This is a genomic window from Nocardia puris (genome assembly GCF_036051655.1).
GTDB classification, from domain to species: Bacteria; Actinomycetota; Actinomycetes; order Mycobacteriales; family Mycobacteriaceae; genus Nocardia; species Nocardia puris.
Genome location: NZ_CP107943.1, coordinates 2,375,027 through 2,394,099 on the forward strand (window position 1 = coordinate 2,375,027; position 19,073 = coordinate 2,394,099).

Consider the following 19,073-nt stretch of genomic DNA (forward strand, 5'->3'; position numbering starts at 1 on the left):
TCCGAGACGGTTCCGCGACACAACCGTGCCTAACACCGACTTTCCGCCGGCCGATGGACCAGGTGATCGACCATTCTCTGCCGAAGGCGGTGCGACGTGCGTCGCGTACTCGTCCTGATCTCCGCGCTCGCGACGACACTGGGGCTCCTGCTCGTCCCCGGTGCCGCCGGCGCGTCTCCCTACTGCGGCCTGGTCTGGGGCTCGCTCGACAAATCGGTGCCGAAGCATTCGGCGGCCACGGTGACCGGGGTGCGCGCCGGCCGTCACGACTGCTTCGACCGGCTCGTCGTCGATCTCGCGGGCCCCGCGCCCGGCTATCACGTGGCCTACACCGACGCGGTCACCAAGGACGGCTCGGGCGAGCCGGTGCCGCTGCGCGGCGGGGCGTTCCTGGTCGTCACCGCGCACGCGCCGTCCTACGACCACGCGGGCCGCGCCACCTATTCGCCCGCCGACCGGGCGGAACTGGCGGCGGTCGCGGGGTACGCGACCTTCCGCCAGGTCGCGTGGGCGGGCTCGTTCGAGGGCAGCACCACGCTGGGGCTCGGGGTGCGGGCCCGGCTGCCGGTGCGGGTGTTCACCCTGGACGGGCCGGGCGCCGGGTCGCGGGTCGTGATCGACGTCGCACACTTCTGGTAACCGCGCACGCGATGTGACCGAGGCTGGGCAACAATGTGGAGCATGACCGGCGCCCCACAGAACGTGACCGACCCGTACCTCTGGCTCGAAGAAGTGACCGACGATCGGGCCCTGGACTGGGCTCGCGCCCACAACGAGGTGGTCGGACGGCGCTTCGCCGCCACCGAGCGGTTCACCGAACTGGAGCGGCGGATCCTCGACATGCTCGACACCGACACCAAGATCGCCTATCCGGGCCGGCGCGGGCAGTGGCTGTACAACTTCTGGCGCGACGCCGCGCACCCGCGCGGGCTGTGGCGGCGCACCACGTTCGCCGAGTACGCCAAGGAGTCCCCGGAGTGGGACGTGCTCATCGACCTGGACGCCCTGGGCGCGGCGGAGAGCGAGAACTGGGTGTGGGGCGGCGCGGCCGTGCTGCGTCCCGAGCAGTCGCGCGCGCTGATCAGTCTGTCGCGGGGCGGCGCGGACGCCAAGGTCGTGCGCGAATTCGACCTGGAGACAAGACAGTTCGTCGACCCGTCGGAGGGCGGCTACTACCTGCCGGAGGCGAAGTCGGAGATCCGCTGGATCGATATCGACTCGGTGTATGTGGGCACCGACTTCGGGCCCGGCTCGCTCACCGACTCCGGCTACCCCCGCATCGCGAAGCGCTGGCTGCGCGGCACGCCGCTCGCGGCGGCCGAGACGGTGTTCGAGGGCGAGGCGACCGATGTGGCAGTCTCGGCGGGCTACGACCGCACCCCCGGCTACGAGCGCCACTTCGTCGGGCGCGCAACGGATTTCTTCAACGAAGAGGTGTACCTGTTCGAGGAGGACGGGTCGCTGCGGCACCTGGACGTGCCGACCGACGCGAGCGAATCCTGGTACAAGGACTGGCTGCTGATCCGGTTGAAGTCGCCGTGGGAGGTGGGCGGCGTGAGCTACCCGGCGGGCGCGCTGCTCGGCACCGATTTCGCCGCCTTCCTCGACGGCGAGCGGGATTTCGACGTGCTGTTCACCCCCGACGCGCACACCTCGCTGCACGGGTACGGCTGGACCGAGAACCACCTGCTGCTCATCACCTTGCAGGACGTGCAGACCAAACTGCACGTGCTCACCCCGGGCCCGAACGGCTGGGCCGTGGAACCGCTGGCCGACGCGCCGCCGATGGCTACCACCAGCGTGATGAACCTCGACCCGCTCGAGGGCGGCGACGAATTCATGCTCAATACCAGCGGATTCACCACCCCGGCCACGCTGCTGGCGGGTTCGGTCGGCGGCACCACCACCCGGCTCAAGCAGGAGCCCGCGTTCTTCGACGCCGAGGGCGTGGAGACCGAACAGTTCTTCGCCCGCTCCGACGACGGAACGCGGGTGCCGTACTTCGTGATCCGCCATCGCGACCACGACGGCGCGCCCGGCCCCACGGTGATGTCGGGCTACGGCGGTTTCGAGGTGTCGCGCACCCCCGCCTACAGCGGCGCGTCGGGCATGGGCTGGCTGGAGCGTGGCGGCACCTGGGTGATGACCAATATCCGCGGCGGCGGCGAGTACGGACCCGAGTGGCACACGTCGGTGCAGAAGGCCAACCGCCACAAGGTCTATGAGGACTTCGCTGCGGTCGCCAAAGACCTTGTGGCGCGGGGCATCACGACGCCGCGCCGGCTCGGCGCCGTCGGCGGTTCCAACGGCGGCCTGCTCATGGGCGTGATGCTGACCCGCTACCCGGAACTGTTCGGCGCCATCGTCTGCCAGGTGCCGCTGCTGGACATGAAGCGCTACCACCTGCTGCTGGCGGGCGCCTCCTGGATGGCCGAGTACGGCGATCCGGACAAGCCGGAGGAGTGGGAGTACATCTCGAAGTACTCGCCGTACCAGAACGCGCGCGCCGACGCCGACTATCCGCCGATCCTGATCACCACCTCCACCCGCGACGACCGCGTGCACCCCGGGCACGCCCGCAAGATGGCGGCGCTGCTGGAGGAGCAGGGCCACACCTTCTGGTACCACGAGAACATCGAGGGCGGCCACGGCGGCGCGGCCGACAACAAGCAGATGGCCTTCCAGGCCGCGCTCATCTACGAGTTCTTCACCCAGATGCTCATGGAGGGGCGCACCGGGGAGGAGTGAAAACCACGGCGCCGACGCGGCTTACGCCGCGTCGGCGCCGAATTTCGCTGGGGGGATTCAGTTCTTCGCGTCGATGCCGCCGACGATCAGCGCGGTGAGGTTGTCGATCGCGCGCGCCTCCCCGAGCAGTCCGCGCGCGATCCGCTGGGACAGCGCCTCGGCGGCCCCGATCAGGCCCACGCACCGCACGTGCAGTTCGCCGGCGGGCAGTGCCGAGAAGGGCGCCAGCGCGTCGCGGAGGATCTCGATGCAGCGCTCCACCAGTTCCTGCTGGACGGCGGCCATCTCCGCGTTGCCCTTGAGCGCCGCCGAGATCGCGTGCCATTCCGGGCCTGCCGTGATGTGGCAGGTCAGGTAGGACACGCTGATCACGCGCGCCACCGCGGCCAATTCCCGCGGCGCGTGCGCGAGCGCCTCGGTCATATCGGCGGCCTGCCGGTCGTCGATGCGCTTGTACAGCTCGATCAGCAGGCCCGAGCGGGTGCCGAAGTGCTCGTAGGTCACCGGTTTGCTCACGCCCGCCCGTTCGGCGAGCACGCCGAGGGTGAGCGCGTCGGCGCCCTGTTCGCCGATGATCGCCAGCGCCGTTTCCAGGAGTTGTTCGTGCCGTTCGGCTTTCGGCATCCGCTTGCTCGGCGGCCGGGTGGGGGCTGTCACAACGGAACCTCCTCATCGGACTTGACGGCAGCGCCTTCTCGTTTATAACCTACTATCCGTAACCTACCAATCGTAGGTTACGGATAGTAGGGACGATGCGTCCCGCGAGGTAAGGAGTTCGGCCATGTCCAACAGCAACGATCCGGTGCTGATCATCGGCGGGTCCGGGGTGGTGGGGTCGCTCACGGCGCGCCAGCTGCGCCGGTTGCATCCCGGCCTGCCGCTGGCCATCGGCGGGCGCGATCTCGCCCGCGCCGAAGCGGTCGCCGCCGAGGTGGGCAACGCCGTCGGCGTCACCGTCGACCTGGCGCGCCCCGACCTGGGCCTGCCCGCCGACGCCGCGTTCAGCGCGGTCGCCGTCTTCGTCAAGGACGCGACCACGAACTCGCTGCGCTACGCGCTCACCCACCGGCTGCCCTACATCAGCGTCTCCACCGGCACCTACGAGATCGGCCCCGAGGTCGCGCTGCACATCCATCACCCCGGCCGGTCCGCGGTCGTGCTCGGCAGCCACTGGTTGGCCGGCGCGGCGATCTTCCCGGTCCTGAAGCTGGCCGCCGACTTCGAGCGGGTCGACGACATCCGCATCGGCGTGGTGCTCGACGGCCAGGACATGGGCGGACAGGCCGCGGCCGACGATTACGAGCGCCTCACCACCGTGGCGCCCGCCGCGCTCACCATTCGCGACGGCAAGGTCACCTGGGTGACCGGCGACGAGGCCGCGGCCACCGTGCGCAGCGTCGACGGCGTCGAGCTGGAGGGGCAGGCGTACTCGCCGTTCGACATCATCGGCCTGCACGCCGCCACCGACGCGCGCGACATCCGGCTCGACTTCGCCTTCGGCGATTCGGCCAGCACGCGGCGCGGCGAACCGTTCTCCACGGAGATCATCGCCGACCTGTCCGGTGTCAGGAAGGACGGCACGCGGGCGCGCGTCCACGCCGAGATCGTCCACCCGCAGGGGCAGGCCCCGCTCACCGCGCTGGGCGTGACGCTGGCGGTGGAGCGGCTGATCGGACTCGACGGGCGGCCCGCGCCCGAACCGGGCCTGTATCTGCCCGAAAACATCTTGGCGCCGGTCGATTTCGTGCGGCGCATGGAAGAGTTCGGCGCCACCGTCGCGACCAGCTCGGACGAGGCGGTGTCGGCATGACGAACCAGGCTCCCGTTCTCCTGCTCGGCGGCACCGGCAGTCTCGGCTCCCGCACGGCCCGGTTGCTGCGCAAGCTCCACCCCGACCTGCCGATCACCCTCGCCGCCCGCAATATCGACCGGGCCGAGGCGCTGGCCGCCGAAATCGGCTATGCGACAACCACAACCGTGGATCTGGATCGCGCCGATCTCGGGCTCGGCGCGGACCCACGGTTCGGCGTGGTGGTCACGGCGGTGCGCGACCGGTCGCCGAACACGCTGAAATTCGCGCAGGCACAGGGGATTCCGTATCTCGCGCTGTCGGACGGCGTGTTCGAGATCGGGCCCACCGTGGCGCACCACCTGCACAACCCGGCCGTGCCCGTGGTGCTGCTCGGGCACAGCGACGGCGGTGTACCCCTGGTCGCCGCACTGCATTTCGCGAAGGAGTTCCGCATCGTCGACGCGATCGAGATCGGCCTGCTGTTCGATCCGGGTGATCCCTTCGGGCCCGTCTCGGCGGTGGATCTCGAGTACATCCAGCGCGTCGGCCCGCTGCCGCTGATCGTGCGGGACGGCCGCTGGCACTGGACCGGACCGGAATTCGCCACCCGCCGGTTCGCCGGCGTGGACGGCACCGAGTACGAAGGTCACGCGGCCGGCCTGCTCGACGTGCTCAGCCTGGGCGCGGGCAGCACCGCGACCTCGGTGCGTATCGACCTGGCCGAGGGGTTGTCGACTACCTCGCGCACCGGGGGAAGCCCGTCGCACGAGGCGGTCATCGAGATCGAAGGCGAACACCGCTCCGGCGGGCGAGGCCGATTCCGCTACGAGATCGTGGACCCGGAGGGGTACGCGTCGCTGAGCGCGCGCGGCATCGCCTTCGCCATCGAGCGGCTGCTCGGGCTGGATGGGCAGACGCCGCCGGCGCCGGGGTTGTACCTGCCGGAGACCCTGGTCGACTCGCCACGGTTGCTGGACGGGTTGCGGGAGTTCGGCGTGTCGGTCCGGGTCGACGAGCGGCTCACCCAGCCGGTGTGAGTGCAACACCGCCCACGGCGCCGTCCGCAATCCGGAGACGCGCGCCCCGATTGCCCGTCAATAGCTGTTGCGTATGAAACGGTCTCGTTCGCCGGATCGTCACCGCCCGCCGTCGCCGATCTCACCGATGCGGGGGGACGGTGGGTGAAGTCGGGGCGGCGGAGTTAGGCTCGGTGGCGTGACTTCTCACTATGATGTCGTCGTCCTCGGCGCTGGTCCCGGCGGATATGTCGCCGCTATCCGCGCCGCTCAACTCGGCCTGCGAACAGCGATCGTCGAGCAGAAATACTGGGGCGGTGTGTGCCTGAACGTGGGCTGCATCCCGTCGAAGGCGCTGCTGCGCAACGCCGAACTCGCGCACATCTTCACCAAGGAGGCCAAGACCTTCGGCATCTCCGGTGAAGCCAGTTTCGACTTCGGGGCCGCGTTCGACCGCAGCCGCAAGGTCGCGGACGGCCGCGTCAAGGGCGTCCACTTCCTGATGAAGAAGAACAAGATCGACGAGTTCGACGGCAAGGGCACCTTCGTCGACGCGAACACGCTGTCGGTCGAGCTCAGCAAGGGCGGCACCGAGACCGTCACGTTCGACAACGTGATCATCGCCACGGGCACCGTCACCAAGCTGCTGCCCGGCACCCAGCTCAGCGCCAACGTGGTCACCTACGAGGAGCAGATCCTCACCCGTGACCTGCCGGGTTCGATCCTCATCGTCGGCGCGGGCGCCATCGGCATGGAGTTCGGCTACGTCCTGCGCAACTACGGCGTCGACGTGCGGATCGTCGAATTCCTCGACCGCGCGCTGCCCAACGAGGACGCCGACGTGTCCAAGGAGATCACCAAGGCGTACAAGAAGCTCGGCATCACCATCACCACCGGTGCGGCCGTGCAGTCCATCGACGACGACGGCAGCAAGGTGACCGTCGCCATCAAGGACAACAAGTCCGGTTCGGTGGAGACCGTCACCGTCGACAAGGTGCTCCAGGCCGTCGGCTTCGCGCCCCGCGTGGAGGGCTACGGCTTGGAGAACACCGGTGTGCAGCTCACCGACCGCGGCGCCATCGCGATCGACGACTACATGCGCACCAACGTGCCGCACATCTACGCCATCGGCGACGTCACCGCCAAGCTCCAGCTGGCGCACGTCGCCGAGGCGCAGGGTGTGGTGGCGGCCGAGACCATCGGCGGCGCCCCCACCGTCACGCTCGGCGACTACCGGTTCATGCCGCGCGCCACCTTCTGCCAGCCGCAGGTCGCCAGCTTCGGCCTCACCGAGCAGCAGGCCCGCGACGAGGGCTACGACGTGAAGGTCGCCACCTTCCCGTTCACCGCCAACGGCAAGGCGCACGGCCTCGGTGACGCCACCGGCTTCGTCAAGCTCATCGCCGACACCAAGTACGGGGAACTCCTCGGCGGCCACCTCATCGGCCCCGACGTCTCCGAACTCCTCCCGGAGCTGACCCTGGCCCAGAAGTGGGACCTCACGGTCAACGAGCTGGCGCGCAACGTGCACACCCACCCCACGCTCAGCGAAGCCCTCCAGGAAGCGATCCACGGCCTCGCGGGCCACATGATCAACTTCTGAGCACCGTCCTCGCCGGATCAGTCGATGCATACGCGACAACTGATCCGGCGAGAACATGGGTAACTCATCGGGGATGGGCTGACTCGACCACCTCCCTTACCGGAGACGGCAGGCCGAACCAACCCGGACCTCACCCGGCCGCCTTATACGCGGAGAGGCGGAAAAGGAGGCGGGCATGCGTAAGAGTTTGATCGGGGGTGCGATCGCGTTGGTTGTGCTCATCCTGCTCGCAGTCGGCACGTACCACCTCATGAACTCCCGCACCTATCAACTCGCGGGCCGCCTCGTCGATCGCGTCGACACCTCCGACAAAGTCGTCGCACTCACCTTCGATGACGGCCCCAGCGAGCGCACCGGCGAAATGCTGGAAGTGCTTGCGGCAGCCGACATCCCGGCCACTTTCTACCTGAACGGCCGCGACCTGGCCGCCCACCCGGAGGCGGGGCGGGCGATCGCCGAGGCCGGCCACGAAATCGGGAACCACACCTACAACCACCGCCGCATGGTCTTCGTCTCCGGCGACACCGTGCGCGACGAAATCGACCGCACCGACGAGGAAATCGCGAAAACCGGCTACACGGGCCCGATCACCTTCCGCCCGCCCTACGGCAAAAAGCTGTGGGCCCTACCGCGATACCTCTCCGAGAACGACCGCACCACCGTCATGTGGGACATCGAACCCGACTCCGGCAAGCGCGCGAGCGCCGACGAAATCGTCACCGAGACAGTCGAATCCGTCCGCCCCGGCTCCATCATCCTGCTGCACGTCATGGGCTCCGCCCCCCAGAACCGCGACTCCGTCGCGGCCGTCCCGCGCATCATCACCGAACTACGCTCCGCCGGCTACTCTTTCGTCACCATCTCCGACCTGCTGCGGCGGTGATTCACAGCATTCCGTAGGCGCGGTCGGGGGTGAAGCGGGCCAGGACTCGGCGTTCTTCGACCATGGCGCGGCGGTAGTCGGACCAGTCGGGGTGTTCGCCGGAGGCGGCGCGGTAGTAGTCGACCAGGGCGTCCACGGTGGGGTCGTCGGGGGCGGCCGCGATGGGGGTCAGTTCCACTGTGCCTTCGAGGACCGCGTAGGCGAAGAAGTCGTCGCGGGTGACGTGCAGCGCGGCCCACGGGTCGCGGCGCAGGTTGTGGTACTTCGCGCGGTCGGCGGTGATGGAGATGCGGATGACGTCGTCGTCGCCGAGCAGGTGCAGGACGTTGGACAGCTGGGGGCGGCCGTTGCGGCGGATCGTGGCCAGCACCGAGCGGCGAGCGGTGCGCGCGAATTCGAGCCCTTCGGAGAGTTCCATATGATGTGCAACCCGGCGGCGCTGCGAGTCGTTCCGCGCGGTCACTCCCGGTGGTAGGCCGCCTGCGCCTCGTGCACGCGCGGCATGTTCCGCTCCACCACCCGGATCAGCCCTTCGAGCTGTTCGGCGACTTCCGCGCCCAGGTCGGTGAGGGTGTATTCGACGCGGGGCGGGATGGTCTCGTGCACCTCGCGATGCACCATGCCGTCGCGTTCCAGGGCTTGCAGGGTCTGCGAGAGCATGCGTTCGCTCACACCGTCGACGCGGCGGCGCAGCGCGCTGAACCGGTAGGGACCCTCGCGCAGCGCGACAAGGGCGAGGATGCCCCAGCGGCTCGCCACGTTCTGCAAAACGGGGCGTGACGTGCAATTTCTCGCGAAGACGTCGGCCTCCAGCGTCGGGTCGCCGGTGTCGGCGGACGCGGTCTGCCGGGTGCTCATGGATCCGATGGTACCGGCCTTGACCACAGCGATGACGGAATGCATAGTGCTTACGAATAGTTAGTACTTGCGGAACCGTACTCAACCCTGGAGGAAGTCATGACCGTCGCCGTCACCGGAGCCAGCGGACAGCTCGGCCGTCTCGTCGTGGAGGAACTGCTCCGCGCGGGCGTCACGCCCGTCGCGATCGTGCGCGACCCGGACAAGGTGGCCGGCCTGGCCGAGCGGGGCGTGGACGTGCGGCGTGCCGACTACTCCGACGCTGAAGCCCTGGACCGCGCCCTCGCGGGTGTGGACCGCCTGTTGCTGATCTCCGGCAACGAGTTCGGTGAGCGAATCACGCAGCACACCAATGTGATTCGAGCGGCCGAGCGCGCGGGCCTCGACCTGCTCGCGTACACGAGCATCCCGCGCGCCACCGAAAGTCCACTGGTGCTCGCGCAGGAGCATCGCGGCACCGAGGCCGTGCTCGCGGAATCGACTGTGCCGCATGTGTTGCTGCGCAACGGGTGGTACTGGGAGAACTACCTCGGCGGTCTCGCGCACGCCGTCGAATCCGGTGTGCTGTCCGGCGCCGCCGGTACCGGAACCGTCGCGGCCGCCACCCGCGCCGACTACGCCGCGGCCGCCGCCCGGGTGCTCACCACGGACGGCCATGCGGGCCAGGTGTACGAGCTCGGCGGCGATCGGCTGACCTATTCCGAACTGGCACAGGTGATCTCGGAGGCTTCCGGCAAGCCGGTCCGCTACGAGAACCTGTCCGAGGCCGACTACGCCGCGGCCCTGGTGCAGGCCGGGCTGCCCGAGCCGTACGCCAAGGTCCTCGCCGATGCCGACGCCGGTGTGGCAGGCGGCTGGCTCGACGTCACCTCCGGCGATCTCGAGAAGCTCATCGGCCGCGCCCCCACGCCGCCTGTCGAGGTCTTCCGCGCCGCCCTGGCCTGAGATCGGATGCGTGGTCCTCGTTTACGTCGATGTCGCCCTGTGCTCCGAGCGGGTAGTCGGGCCGCCGGATTCCCGCGCCTCGTCGCCGTGGAGGTGCATCCGTTCGCCGCGCCGGCTCGGCCACAGGCGGCGCGGGGCGCGCCGGCAGGTGGACTTGCCGGCGCGCCCGACGAGACGTCGATGCCGCCCTGGTACGTGGGAGTCGATCTGGAACTATCTGACTCCGAGATGCATTCGGGTGCAGGGGGATTCGGCGTCGAGCTTTACCGGTTCACCCACTGCACCAGTTGCAGGATGATCCCGTTCGGATCCCGCATCTGGAAGTACCGCTCACCCCACTCCTCGGTCTCGATCGGCGTCACGATCTCCACCCCCGCGCCGCGCAACCGCTCGTACTCGGCGTCGATGTCCTCGACGGTGAACGCCACCAGCAGCCCGTCACCCGCCGGCCCCGCCGCACTCGCGGGCTTGAAGGTGGACAGCCCGACCCGCAGGTAGACGATGCTCATCCCGGCCTCCGGATGTCCCAGCGACACGAAGCCGTCCGCCGACATCAATTCGGAAAACCCCAGGTGATCGATGAGAAAGCGGGCCGAAGCCCCTGGATCCGCGACATTGAGCGAAAGGGTGGACTCGGTGATACGCACGGCGCCTCCTAGGCTTCGGCAAATACTCCGTACTGAGTGCGGTGAATGTTGTACGAAAGATTTCGCGGGGCTGCCATGTGATGTGGGTCACTGACACGACCGGCCCCGCGCCTGGGATCCAGCCGGAGTGACCGAGGCTCGGTGTCGGGGATGGCGAGCGACCACGCGGTCGTGTCGACCGCCGGGCTCGGCATGCGCCCAACGGCGGGGGTCCGGCATGAGCGAGTGCATGCCCTGGTCAGGGCGTCCTGGAGTGTGGCGCAGCGGCTCCGCCCGCGGCTGCGATCGAACACGGGTTCGACGTACGTCCTCGCGGAGGACGACCCCTTCGATTGGGATGCCATCGACCCGGACACCACGCGATTTCTCAACAAGGTGTGGAACACCTACGGGGGTATCGCGGCGTGGAAACTGCGCAATATGACGCACGACGAGCCGCCGTGGCAACCGCATTTCGTCCAAGCGTCCGCGATATCGAGATCCCGGTCGACGAAATCGCCGAGTATTTCGCCGCGCGACGTGGGCGGTAGCCGAGCGGAACGGCGCAGGGCGACGCGGTCGGCCCTGCCGTCCGGCGAACGCTTCGATCTGCCCGCGCCACCGGCCGATTCGGCCGCACTCCGGTGTTCTGCCTGCATCATCTGCAACCGGGGTTCGACGTCGCCGCGTTGCGGGACAAGGACGCGCAGGCGCAGTTCGCGCTGACCCTGCACCAGCGAGCGAAACTGAGTTGGCAACAGGTCGGGCAGTCGGGCAGGCACGGCAACGGAACGGAGCTCATCCCGGCGAGATCAGGGCGCCCATCCCGGATCGGTTCCGGGATCAGGAGAAGTTCGTGGCGTTCCGGTGCAAGGGCAAGTTGCCGATGCTGGGTGTGCGGATCAACGAGGTATTCCATGTGCTGTGGATCGAGCGGCAGTTCGGGGAGGTGTATGACCACGGGTGAGTCCGGGGCTCGCGAACTTCGCGCGGTAGCGGCGGGGGGAGATGCCGACGTCGTGGGTGAAGGTGGCGCGGAAGGTGACGGGGGAGCCGAAGCCTACGTCGAAGGCGATGCGTTCGATGGGGGTGTCGGTGGTTTCGAGGAGTTCGCGGGCGGCGGCGAGGCGCTCGGCGGCCACCCAGCGCATCGGGGTGGTGCCGGTGTCGCGGTCGAAGCGGCGGGCCAGGGTGCGGGGTGAGGTGTTGGTCGCGCGGGCGAGGTCGGCGAGGGTGACGGGTTCTCGCAGGTGCTCGCGGAGCCAGGAGCGCAGGTCGTCCAACCATCCGGCCGGTTCCGAGAGCGGTTCGGCGGCGACGTACTGGGCTTGATCGCCGTCGCGGTGGGCGGCGATCACCAGGTTGCGGGCGATCGTGTTGGCGGCGCGCTCCCCGTGGTCGTGGCGGATCAGGTGCAGGCACAGGTCGAGTCCGGCCGCCGAACCGGCGCTGGTGAGGATTCCGCCGTCGTCCACGTAGATGGCGCGGGCGTCGACCTCGACCTCGGGGTACACGCGCTGGAGCAGGGGCGCGTGGCGCCAGTGGGTGGTGGCCCGGCGGCCGTCGAGCAATCCGGCTTCGGCGAGCGCGAACGTGCCGGTGCACAGCGACGCGACACGAGCGCCCCGCTCGGCGGCCGCGCGCAGCTCCCGCAGCAGCGGTTCGCCGACCGGACGTCCGGGCGGTACGGCCGGGATCAGCACCGTGTCGGCCGCCGCGAGCTCCCGCAGCGGATACTGCGGAGACAGCCGCGCGCCGGTGTGCGTGCGGACGCCGCGCAGATCACCGCACAGCCGGACGTCGTAGAGCGGCGCCGCACCCGGATCCCAGTCGTACCCGAGCGCCTCCAGCGGCATACCGATCTCGAACAACGTCATGCCGTCGACGAGTGGTACCGCGATCGTGGGCCGAGTCATCGTGCCCCTTTCTGGCGGTGGCAATTTTCCATCGTTTTATGTCGATTCTGCCACTCCTCCCGACCGCCCGCCACTGCCACCATCGGGGTATGGACATCGCGAACGAAATCAACAAGGAAACGCCCGACCGCACCGAAACCGTTGCCGCCGAATCGGTTACCGCGCACCAGGCGCCCTGCCTCACCACGCCAGGCAAAGGGTTCCTCCGCGCCCTACGCTCGACCGTCCGCCAGCTCGCCGACGGCCTGGACGCCTCCTCTCGCATCCGCCACGGCCGCCCGGTCCCGCCCCGCCACCCCGCCCGCAACCCGTCGGAATAGCGCACCCGTCACCCGGCGCGCGTGCCGCCCCGACGCTCGGCGAGATGTTCCGCGGCATTCCCGGTCCGATGCGAACCCCCACTTCCTCCGCGGGGATCACGCCGTGCTCGTCGCAGACCACGTGCGCGTGCACGTCGGCCCCGCACTGCGCGTGCTGGTACAGGATGGGCGGCTCGATGGGGGAGGCCCATTCGTCGCCCCACTCCGTCAACGCACAGCGTCGCCGCCGATCTCAACCGCCGTGCCGTGTTCCCTCCCTGCGCTGACCGCCCCGATCAGCGAACCGCCCTGTCGGCGCGCCCCCGTCCAAGACGACCATTCCGTCCACGGGCCACCGTTCAAGAGAACTGACAGCCCTACACCCCATCCCGCTGAATACGCAGCGCGGTGATCGTAGCGGCCAATCCCTCGTATTGATTGATGAGCAAGACGATTTCGATGAGCGACCGCTCGTCGTAATGCGCGGCCAACTCCGCCCACGTCTCGTCATCGATATCGCGGGTCTCCACCATCCGGTCCACGGCGGCGAGCAGCGCCCGGTGCTTGGGCGACCAGCCGGGCGCACTGGGACCGGTGCGGAGGCGGTCGAGAATCTCCGGCGTGACGCCGGCGCGGCGGCCGAGGCGGATGTGGTGGTCGGTCTCGTATTCGCAGTCGCGCAGGTGGGCGACGCGCAGGATCACCAGTTCGGATTCGTGCCGGGGCAGCCTGCCGCCCGGCATGAGCTTGCCGGAGTAGTGCAGCCAGCCGCGGAACAGCCCCTTGGTGCGCCCGAGGGTGCTGAACAAGTGGGCGTCGCGGGTGCCCGCCGCGCGGGAGAGCACCTGCCAGACAACCCAATTGATCGGGCCGAGCTCTTTGATGCGCCCCGGCGCGATGCGTGGTTGCGACGTCGAAACCATGTCCCTGCCTTCCGTACCGACAGCGAGCCTACCGGGGCGTATGGACGTTCCAGTGGTTTTCCCGGGTGTGTACCGGCATCATCAGTACCGGCGCGCGCCGCCGGGGATGTCGGCGGCGCGCGGAAACGAACCGGTCGGGCAGGGGTCGAGACACATGCTGGTGAAGGTCGGGTCCGGAGGGCAGCTCTCCGGCGCCGAGCAGGAGTTCGTCGACTGCCTGCGTTCGTTCCGCTCGACCGGCCTGCTCGCGGTCGGCGTGCACGCCGGCGACAACGGCGCCCGCCGCGTCGACGCGGTGCTGTTCACCCCGCGCGGTGTCGCGGTGGCCGAGGTGAAGGGGTTCCGCCGCAGGCAGAGCGGCATTCTGAAGCTCACCGACGAGGGCCCGTGGACCATCAGCGACACCGCCGCCGACTTCGACGACGAGGACACCGCCGACCCCGTGGATCGGCTCGAGCGGAGCGTCTACGCCGTGCGCACCCAGCTCGAACGCGCCCTCCAGAACCCTGGCCACGTAGCGGGATTGGTCGCGCTGATCCCGTTCCGGGGTGTGGTGGTGCGTCCCGCGCACACCACGGTGCGTCCGGGCCTGGACGTGGTGGTCGCCAATGTGCCCGACGCGACCGAATTGCGTATCTATACCGAACGTTTCGCGTCCGGCCCGCGCTCCTGGTCGGCGGATCGCGTCCTCGGCGCGGCCGCGGCGCTCGGCATCGAACCACTCTCGCGCGAGGAGTTGATCGCCGACGGTTTCGAAGTGCTGGCGGCGCATTCGCACCTTCCGGTCGCGGCCACCTCGCAGCACGCGCCCGCTCCGCCGCCGGCGCCGACCCGGAAATCGGCCGTCGCGGCGTGGACGGTGTTCGCCGTGGCGTGCGTCGGCATCGTCGGCGTCCTGGCCGTGATCGTCTCGGCCGTGGCCAAGGACACCCCGGGCTCGAACTCCGATCAGCGAACGGTCACCACCACGACGGCCGATCCCACACCCCCGCCGGCCGCGCCCCGCACCTGCTATCCGTTCCAACCCGACTGCTGATCGCGCCCGCGTGCGGCTGCCGGTCCGATCACCTTGCCGCGCTGCCGAATTGGCGCCTTCGACGCCGGTCCGATCGGCGATCGTGCGGTCCGCCCCGATCCACACCGAAGCGCAAAGGGTCCACACGATCCAGCCCCTCAATCCCGATCGTGTGGACCCCTGGTCCGCGTCAGTCGCGGACGGCGCGCCCGAGCCGAGTCAGTTTCAGCGCCTGCTCGGCGCGGGCCAGCACGTGGCGGCGGGCCGATCCGATGTGGGCGACCAGGGTGTGCAGCGCGAGGTCCACCTCGCCGGCGAGCAAGCGTTCGGCGATGGCGATGTGCTCGGCCGTCATCGTCGCGACCCGCTCCGGGGTGGGCAGGTCGAGCGTGCGCACCGGCCGCACCCGCACGTACACGGCGGTCAGCGCCTCGGCGAGCGCCGCGTTGCCCGCCGCCGCCAGCAGCGTGAGGTGGAACCGCTCGTCGGCGGCCACCAGCGCCGGACCGGGCTCGCCCGGTTCCGCGCCGAAACGCTGCCACCACTCCAGTTCCGCCTCGATCACGGTGAGGTCGTGCGCGTCACCGTCGGCGAGCACGCGCTGAATTCCCCTGGTCTCCAGCACCATTCGCAGCTCGAACAGGTTGTCCAGCTCCTCGAGGCGCGGCCGGTACGGGTAGAGACCGTCGGGGTGGCGCTCCACCAGCCCGTCGGCTTCCAGTCGGGCCAGCGCCGCGCGCACGGGAGTGCGTGAGGCGCCGTAGATCTCGGCCAGTTTCTCCTCGCCGAGGCGTTCGGTGGGGACCAGCGCGCCCGCGGCCAGATCCCGCCGCAGCGAGCGATACACCCGCTCGCTCAGCGGGACCCGCCCCTTGCCGTTCACCGTGACGCTCAGATCGCCATGGCCGAGCGGACCGCGCTCGCCGCCTCCGCGCCGCCCTCCCCGGTCGAGGTCACGCGCCCGGACTCGAGCACGTAATAGCGCTGTGCCGCTTGCAGGGCGAAGCCGATGTGCTGTTCCACCAGCAGCACGCTCAGCCCGCCGCGTTTGGTGAGATCGATGATGGTGCGCTCGATTTCGGCCACCACCGACGGCTGGATGCCCTCGGTGGGTTCGTCCAGGATCAGCAGTTTGGGTTCGGTGATCAGCGCCCGCGCGATCGCCAGCTGCTGGCGCTGACCACCCGAGAGCAGACCGGCCTTGCGCCCCAGCAGTTCTCGCAGCGCGGGGAACAGGTCGAGCGATTCGTCGATCAGCGCCTTGCCGCGCTTGCGGCCGTCGGCCACCACCTGGAGGTTCTCGGCGGTGGTGAGCTGGGGGAAACTCTGCTGGCCCTGCGGCACGTACCCGATGCCGCGCTTGACCCGTTTGGACGGCGAGTACTTCGTGACATCCTCACCGTCGAAGTGGATCCGGCCGGATTTCACGCCGAGCAGCCCGACGGCGGTGCGCAGCAGGGTGGTCTTGCCCGCGCCGTTGTGGCCCATGATGGCGACCACGCTGTCGTCGGGGACGGTGAGCGAGACGCCGTGCACCACCTCGGTACGGCCGTACCCCGAATGGACGTCAGTGAGTTCGAGCATCGGCGGACTCCTTGGTCTCGTCTTCCAGTTCGGTGCCGATGGCCGCCGCCGTGCCGAGGTAGACCTCCTGCACCTTCGGATCGGCCTGCACCTGTTCGACCGTGCCCTCGCTGAGCACCTTGCCGCCCGCGAGCACCGTGACCGAGGTGGCGAACGCGCGCATGAACTCCATGTCGTGCTCGACCACCACCACGACGCGCTCACCGCCGATGCGGCGCAACAGGTTTCCGGTCTCCTCGCGCTCCTCGGCGCTCATGCCCGCGACGGGCTCGTCGAGCAGCAGCACCGACGCGTTCTGCACCAGCAGCATGCCGATCTCGAGCCACTGCTTCTGGCCGTGCGCCAGGACGCCCGCGGGCTTGTCGCGCAGCGCGCCGAGCCCGGTGATCTCCAGTGCCTCTTCGATACTCGGCAGCACCGACTTGCGCCGCCGCAGCAGGGTGAGCGGCGAGCGGCCCGCGCCCGCGGCGATGTCGAGGTTCTGCAGCACGCTCAATTGCTCGAAGACGCTGGCGGTCTGGAAGGTCCGGCCCACGCCGAGGCGCGCGATCTGATGCACCTTCTTGCCGAGCAGTTCGGTGCCGGATTTGGTCGCCGACCCGCTCGCGGGCACCAGGCCGGTGATGGCGTCGATGAGCGTGGTCTTGCCCGCGCCGTTGGGGCCGATCAGGAAGCGCAGATCGCCTTGCAGCACGGTGATGTCGACGTCGCTCACCGCCTTGAACCCGTCGAAACTCACCGAGAGCCCGCGGATTTCGAGGTATTCGCTGTCCATACCGGCATTGCCGCCGGGCTTCGGATCGTGACTCGGTGCGGTCATCGCGATTCCACCTTCTCCTCGGTGACGGCTTCCTGGACCTCGACCGGCGCGCTGGGCGGAGATTTCGGCGAACGGCGGAATCTACTGTCCAGCAAGCCTTTCAGCGCGGGCCACAGCCCGGCCAGGCCCGCGGGGATGAAGCCCACGACGACGATGAACAGGATGCCTTGCAGGTAGGTCCATCCCGACGGGAACTGTTCGGAGAACGTGGTCTGCGCCCAGGCCACGCCGATCGCGCCGAGCACCGGGCCCAGCAGCGTGGTGCGTCCGCCGATGGCCACGCCGATCAGGAACGCGATGGAGGGCACCACGCCGATGTCGGCGGGGGAGATGATGCCGACGATCGGAGTGAACAGCGCGCCGGCGATGCCCGCGAAGAACGCGGCCACCACGTAGGCGACGATCTTGACGTTGGCCGGGTCGTAGCCGAGGAAGCGCACGCGCTCCTCCTGATCGCGCACCGCGACGAGCAGTTCGCCGTAGCGGCTGTGCATGAGCTGGCGCGCGATGGCCACCACCACGAGCAGGGTGCCCGCCGCGATGAAGAACAGCATCTGCCGGTTCGCCGGATCGGAGAGCCGGAATCCGAAGAACGCCCGGAAGTCCGAGAGCCCGGTGAACCCGCCGAGCGCCTGCTGACCGGTGAGCAGGATGGCCATGGCCGCGGCCAGCGCCTGGCTCAGGATCGCGAAGTACGCGCCCTTGACGCGGCGCTTGAACACGCCGTAGCCGAGCACGGCCGCGATCAGCGCGGGCACCACCAGGATGGCCAGGATGGTGACCGGCGCGGAGGCGAAAGGCTGCCAGATCGTGGGCAATTCGCGAATGCCCGCGATCTGCATGAAGTCGGGCAGGTCCTGGCCCAGGCGCGCGGCGTCGGCCATCTGCATGTGCATGGCCATGATGTAGGCGCCGAGGCCGAAGAACACGCCCTGGCCCAGGGTGAGCATTCCGCCACGGCCCCAAGCCAATCCGATGCCGACGGCCACGATCGCGAAACAGAGGAACTTCGCCAGCAGGTTCAACCGGAAGTCGCTGAGCACCGCGGGCGCGACCGCGAACAGCAGGATCGCGGCGACGCCGAATCCGGCCCACGCGGTGGCCGAGGAGTGCTCACGCCACCGTTGCGTCAACGAGGTCATGCCAAACTCCTTGTGCGGACGGTGAACAGGCCCTGCGGACGGACCTGCAGGAAGATGACGATGAGGACGAACACGATCACCTTCGCGATGGACGCGGTGGTCGAGTACTCGATGAACGAGTTGAGCAGCCCGAGCGCGAACGCGGCGATCACCGTGCCCTTGATCTGGCCGAGGCCGCCGATCACGACCACCAGGAACGCGTCGATCAGGTAGCTCTGCCCGATGGTCGGGCTGGTCGAGCCGATCAGCGTGAGCGCGACGCCCGCCACGCCCGCCAGGCCCGAGCCGATGAAGAAGGTGCTGATATCGGTGAAACGGCTGGAGACGCCGCTGGTTTCGGCCAGCCCGCGGTTCTGCACGACCGCGCGGATGCGCCGGCCCAGCGGGGTGGTCTTGAGCGCGATCGCCAGCGCGGTCACCGCGACGACGGCCAGCACCAGGATGAAGATGCGGGTCTTGGGCACCACGGCGCCCAGGATGGTCACGCCGCCGCTGAGCCATTCCGGCGCGATGACGTTCTTGGCGGGCGCCCCGAAGATGTCGCGCGCCAACTGCTGGAGCACCAGGCCCACGCCGAACGTGACGAGCAGCGTGTCCAGCGGACGGTCGTACATCCAGCGGATCAGGCCCATCTCCAGCGCCGCGCCCAGCGCGCCGCCGACGAGGAATCCGACGAACAGCGAGACGATCAGCGACACCCCTGCCGAGGAGATCACCTGCTGCACAACGTAGGTGGTGTAACAACCGGCCATGATGAACTCGCCGTGCGCCATGTTGATCACGCCCATCTGACCGAAGGTCAGGGCGAGACCGAGCGCGGCGAGCAACAGGATGGACCCCAGGCTCAGCCCCGTGAAGAGCTGGCCGACCAGTACGTCCACGTCAGGACTCCTCCGATGTCGG

General features: G+C 69.1%; 21 protein-coding genes. 10 read left to right on the plus strand and 11 right to left on the minus strand.

Annotated features, from left to right (window positions below; translation table 11 throughout):
- The first annotated feature begins 96 nt into the window (after positions 1 to 96).
- The gene (locus OHB21_RS10615) at positions 97 to 639 is read left to right on the plus strand and encodes an AMIN-like domain-containing (lipo)protein (RefSeq protein ID WP_067511382.1); all 543 of its coding nucleotides are present in this window, start codon (positions 97 to 99) and stop codon (positions 637 to 639) included.
- A 42-nt stretch (positions 640 to 681) separates the two neighbouring features.
- Positions 682 to 2,748: a prolyl oligopeptidase family serine peptidase gene (locus tag OHB21_RS10620; protein ID WP_067511381.1), complete on the plus strand. Its 2,067-nt coding sequence runs from the start codon at positions 682 to 684 to the stop codon at positions 2,746 to 2,748.
- A gap of 57 nt (positions 2,749 to 2,805) precedes the next feature.
- Here the strand turns inward: OHB21_RS10620 and OHB21_RS10625 are convergent, their stop codons facing one another.
- Entirely contained in the window at positions 2,806 to 3,405 is a 600-nt protein-coding gene (locus OHB21_RS10625) for a TetR/AcrR family transcriptional regulator (RefSeq protein WP_198161803.1), read from the minus strand.
- Positions 3,406 to 3,529: 124 nt separating this feature from the next.
- On the opposite strand from OHB21_RS10625, the gene OHB21_RS10630 reads away from it, so the two are divergent.
- The 4 genes from OHB21_RS10630 (at position 3,530) to OHB21_RS10645 (ending at position 8,042) form a co-directional block, all read left to right on the plus strand.
- Positions 3,530 to 4,558, plus strand: a complete 1,029-nt coding sequence (locus OHB21_RS10630; protein WP_195124596.1) for an NAD(P)-dependent oxidoreductase — start codon at positions 3,530 to 3,532, stop codon at positions 4,556 to 4,558.
- Positions 4,555 to 5,577: a saccharopine dehydrogenase family protein gene (locus OHB21_RS10635; RefSeq protein ID WP_195124597.1), complete on the plus strand. Its 1,023-nt coding sequence runs from the start codon at positions 4,555 to 4,557 to the stop codon at positions 5,575 to 5,577. Before OHB21_RS10630 ends, OHB21_RS10635 begins: the two co-directional genes overlap by 4 nt.
- Before the next feature lie 178 nt (positions 5,578 to 5,755).
- Positions 5,756 to 7,159 (plus strand): dihydrolipoyl dehydrogenase, encoded by a 1,404-nt coding sequence (lpdA, locus tag OHB21_RS10640; protein ID WP_067511377.1) that lies wholly within the window; start codon positions 5,756 to 5,758, stop codon positions 7,157 to 7,159.
- Between the two features lie 175 nt (positions 7,160 to 7,334).
- Positions 7,335 to 8,042, plus strand: a complete 708-nt coding sequence (locus OHB21_RS10645) for a polysaccharide deacetylase family protein (RefSeq protein ID WP_067505658.1) — start codon at positions 7,335 to 7,337, stop codon at positions 8,040 to 8,042.
- A gap of 1 nt (position 8,043) precedes the next feature.
- On the opposite strand, the gene OHB21_RS10650 is transcribed toward OHB21_RS10645, so the two are convergent.
- Entirely contained in the window at positions 8,044 to 8,460 is a 417-nt protein-coding gene (locus OHB21_RS10650; protein ID WP_067505661.1) for a PPOX class F420-dependent oxidoreductase, read from the minus strand.
- Positions 8,461 to 8,501: 41 nt separating this feature from the next.
- A complete protein-coding gene (locus OHB21_RS10655) occupies positions 8,502 to 8,900 on the minus strand; it encodes a winged helix-turn-helix transcriptional regulator (protein ID WP_067506370.1) in 399 nt (132 codons plus the stop codon).
- 99 nt (positions 8,901 to 8,999) lie between these two features.
- Between OHB21_RS10655 and OHB21_RS10660 the strand changes: the two genes are divergently transcribed.
- Positions 9,000 to 9,845, plus strand: coding sequence for an SDR family oxidoreductase (locus OHB21_RS10660; protein ID WP_195124598.1), 846 nt, complete (start codon positions 9,000 to 9,002; stop codon positions 9,843 to 9,845).
- A 263-nt stretch (positions 9,846 to 10,108) separates the two neighbouring features.
- On the opposite strand, the gene OHB21_RS10665 is transcribed toward OHB21_RS10660, so the two are convergent.
- The gene (locus OHB21_RS10665; RefSeq protein WP_067505668.1) at positions 10,109 to 10,492 is read right to left on the minus strand and encodes a VOC family protein; all 384 of its coding nucleotides are present in this window, start codon (positions 10,490 to 10,492) and stop codon (positions 10,109 to 10,111) included.
- A 192-nt stretch (positions 10,493 to 10,684) separates the two neighbouring features.
- Between OHB21_RS10665 and OHB21_RS37435 the strand changes: the two genes are divergently transcribed.
- Positions 10,685 to 11,197 carry a type II toxin-antitoxin system antitoxin SocA domain-containing protein gene (locus tag OHB21_RS37435; RefSeq protein WP_369123285.1) on the plus strand — a complete coding sequence of 171 codons (513 nt, stop codon included), beginning with the start codon at positions 10,685 to 10,687 and terminating at the stop codon, positions 11,195 to 11,197.
- 176 nt (positions 11,198 to 11,373) lie between these two features.
- On the opposite strand, the gene OHB21_RS10675 is transcribed toward OHB21_RS37435, so the two are convergent.
- Positions 11,374 to 12,387, minus strand: a complete 1,014-nt coding sequence (locus OHB21_RS10675) for a GlxA family transcriptional regulator (RefSeq protein WP_067505674.1) — start codon at positions 12,385 to 12,387, stop codon at positions 11,374 to 11,376.
- A gap of 89 nt (positions 12,388 to 12,476) precedes the next feature.
- Here OHB21_RS10675 and OHB21_RS10680 point away from each other — a divergent pair, with 89 nt between their 5' ends.
- On the plus strand, positions 12,477 to 12,707 hold the full coding sequence (locus OHB21_RS10680) for a hypothetical protein (protein WP_195124599.1): 231 nt from the start codon (positions 12,477 to 12,479) through the stop codon (positions 12,705 to 12,707).
- 356 nt (positions 12,708 to 13,063) lie between these two features.
- Here the strand turns inward: OHB21_RS10680 and OHB21_RS10685 are convergent, their stop codons facing one another.
- Entirely contained in the window at positions 13,064 to 13,609 is a 546-nt protein-coding gene (locus tag OHB21_RS10685) for a carboxymuconolactone decarboxylase family protein (RefSeq protein ID WP_195124600.1), read from the minus strand.
- 154 nt (positions 13,610 to 13,763) lie between these two features.
- On the opposite strand from OHB21_RS10685, the gene OHB21_RS10690 reads away from it, so the two are divergent.
- Positions 13,764 to 14,645, plus strand: coding sequence for a nuclease-related domain-containing protein (locus OHB21_RS10690; protein WP_195124601.1), 882 nt, complete (start codon positions 13,764 to 13,766; stop codon positions 14,643 to 14,645).
- 169 nt (positions 14,646 to 14,814) lie between these two features.
- Here the strand turns inward: OHB21_RS10690 and OHB21_RS10695 are convergent, their stop codons facing one another.
- From OHB21_RS10695 to urtB, 5 genes are read right to left on the minus strand one after another with little or no spacing between them, the layout of a single operon-like run.
- Positions 14,815 to 15,507 carry a GntR family transcriptional regulator gene (locus tag OHB21_RS10695; RefSeq protein WP_067505687.1) on the minus strand — a complete coding sequence of 231 codons (693 nt, stop codon included), beginning with the start codon at positions 15,505 to 15,507 and terminating at the stop codon, positions 14,815 to 14,817.
- Between the two features lie 8 nt (positions 15,508 to 15,515).
- Entirely contained in the window at positions 15,516 to 16,208 is a 693-nt protein-coding gene (gene urtE, locus OHB21_RS10700; RefSeq protein ID WP_067505690.1) for an urea ABC transporter ATP-binding subunit UrtE, read from the minus strand.
- Positions 16,192 to 17,028 carry an urea ABC transporter ATP-binding protein UrtD gene (gene urtD / locus OHB21_RS10705; protein ID WP_067505694.1) on the minus strand — a complete coding sequence of 279 codons (837 nt, stop codon included), beginning with the start codon at positions 17,026 to 17,028 and terminating at the stop codon, positions 16,192 to 16,194. Before urtD ends, urtE begins: the two co-directional genes overlap by 17 nt.
- Positions 17,025 to 18,170 carry an urea ABC transporter permease subunit UrtC gene (gene urtC / locus OHB21_RS10710; RefSeq protein WP_067505697.1) on the minus strand — a complete coding sequence of 382 codons (1,146 nt, stop codon included), beginning with the start codon at positions 18,168 to 18,170 and terminating at the stop codon, positions 17,025 to 17,027. The genes urtD and urtC overlap by 4 nt, the downstream gene beginning before the upstream one ends.
- Positions 18,167 to 19,051, minus strand: coding sequence for an urea ABC transporter permease subunit UrtB (urtB, locus tag OHB21_RS10715; RefSeq protein ID WP_067505703.1), 885 nt, complete (start codon positions 19,049 to 19,051; stop codon positions 18,167 to 18,169). Before urtB ends, urtC begins: the two co-directional genes overlap by 4 nt.
- Positions 19,052 to 19,073: the final 22 nt, after the last annotated feature.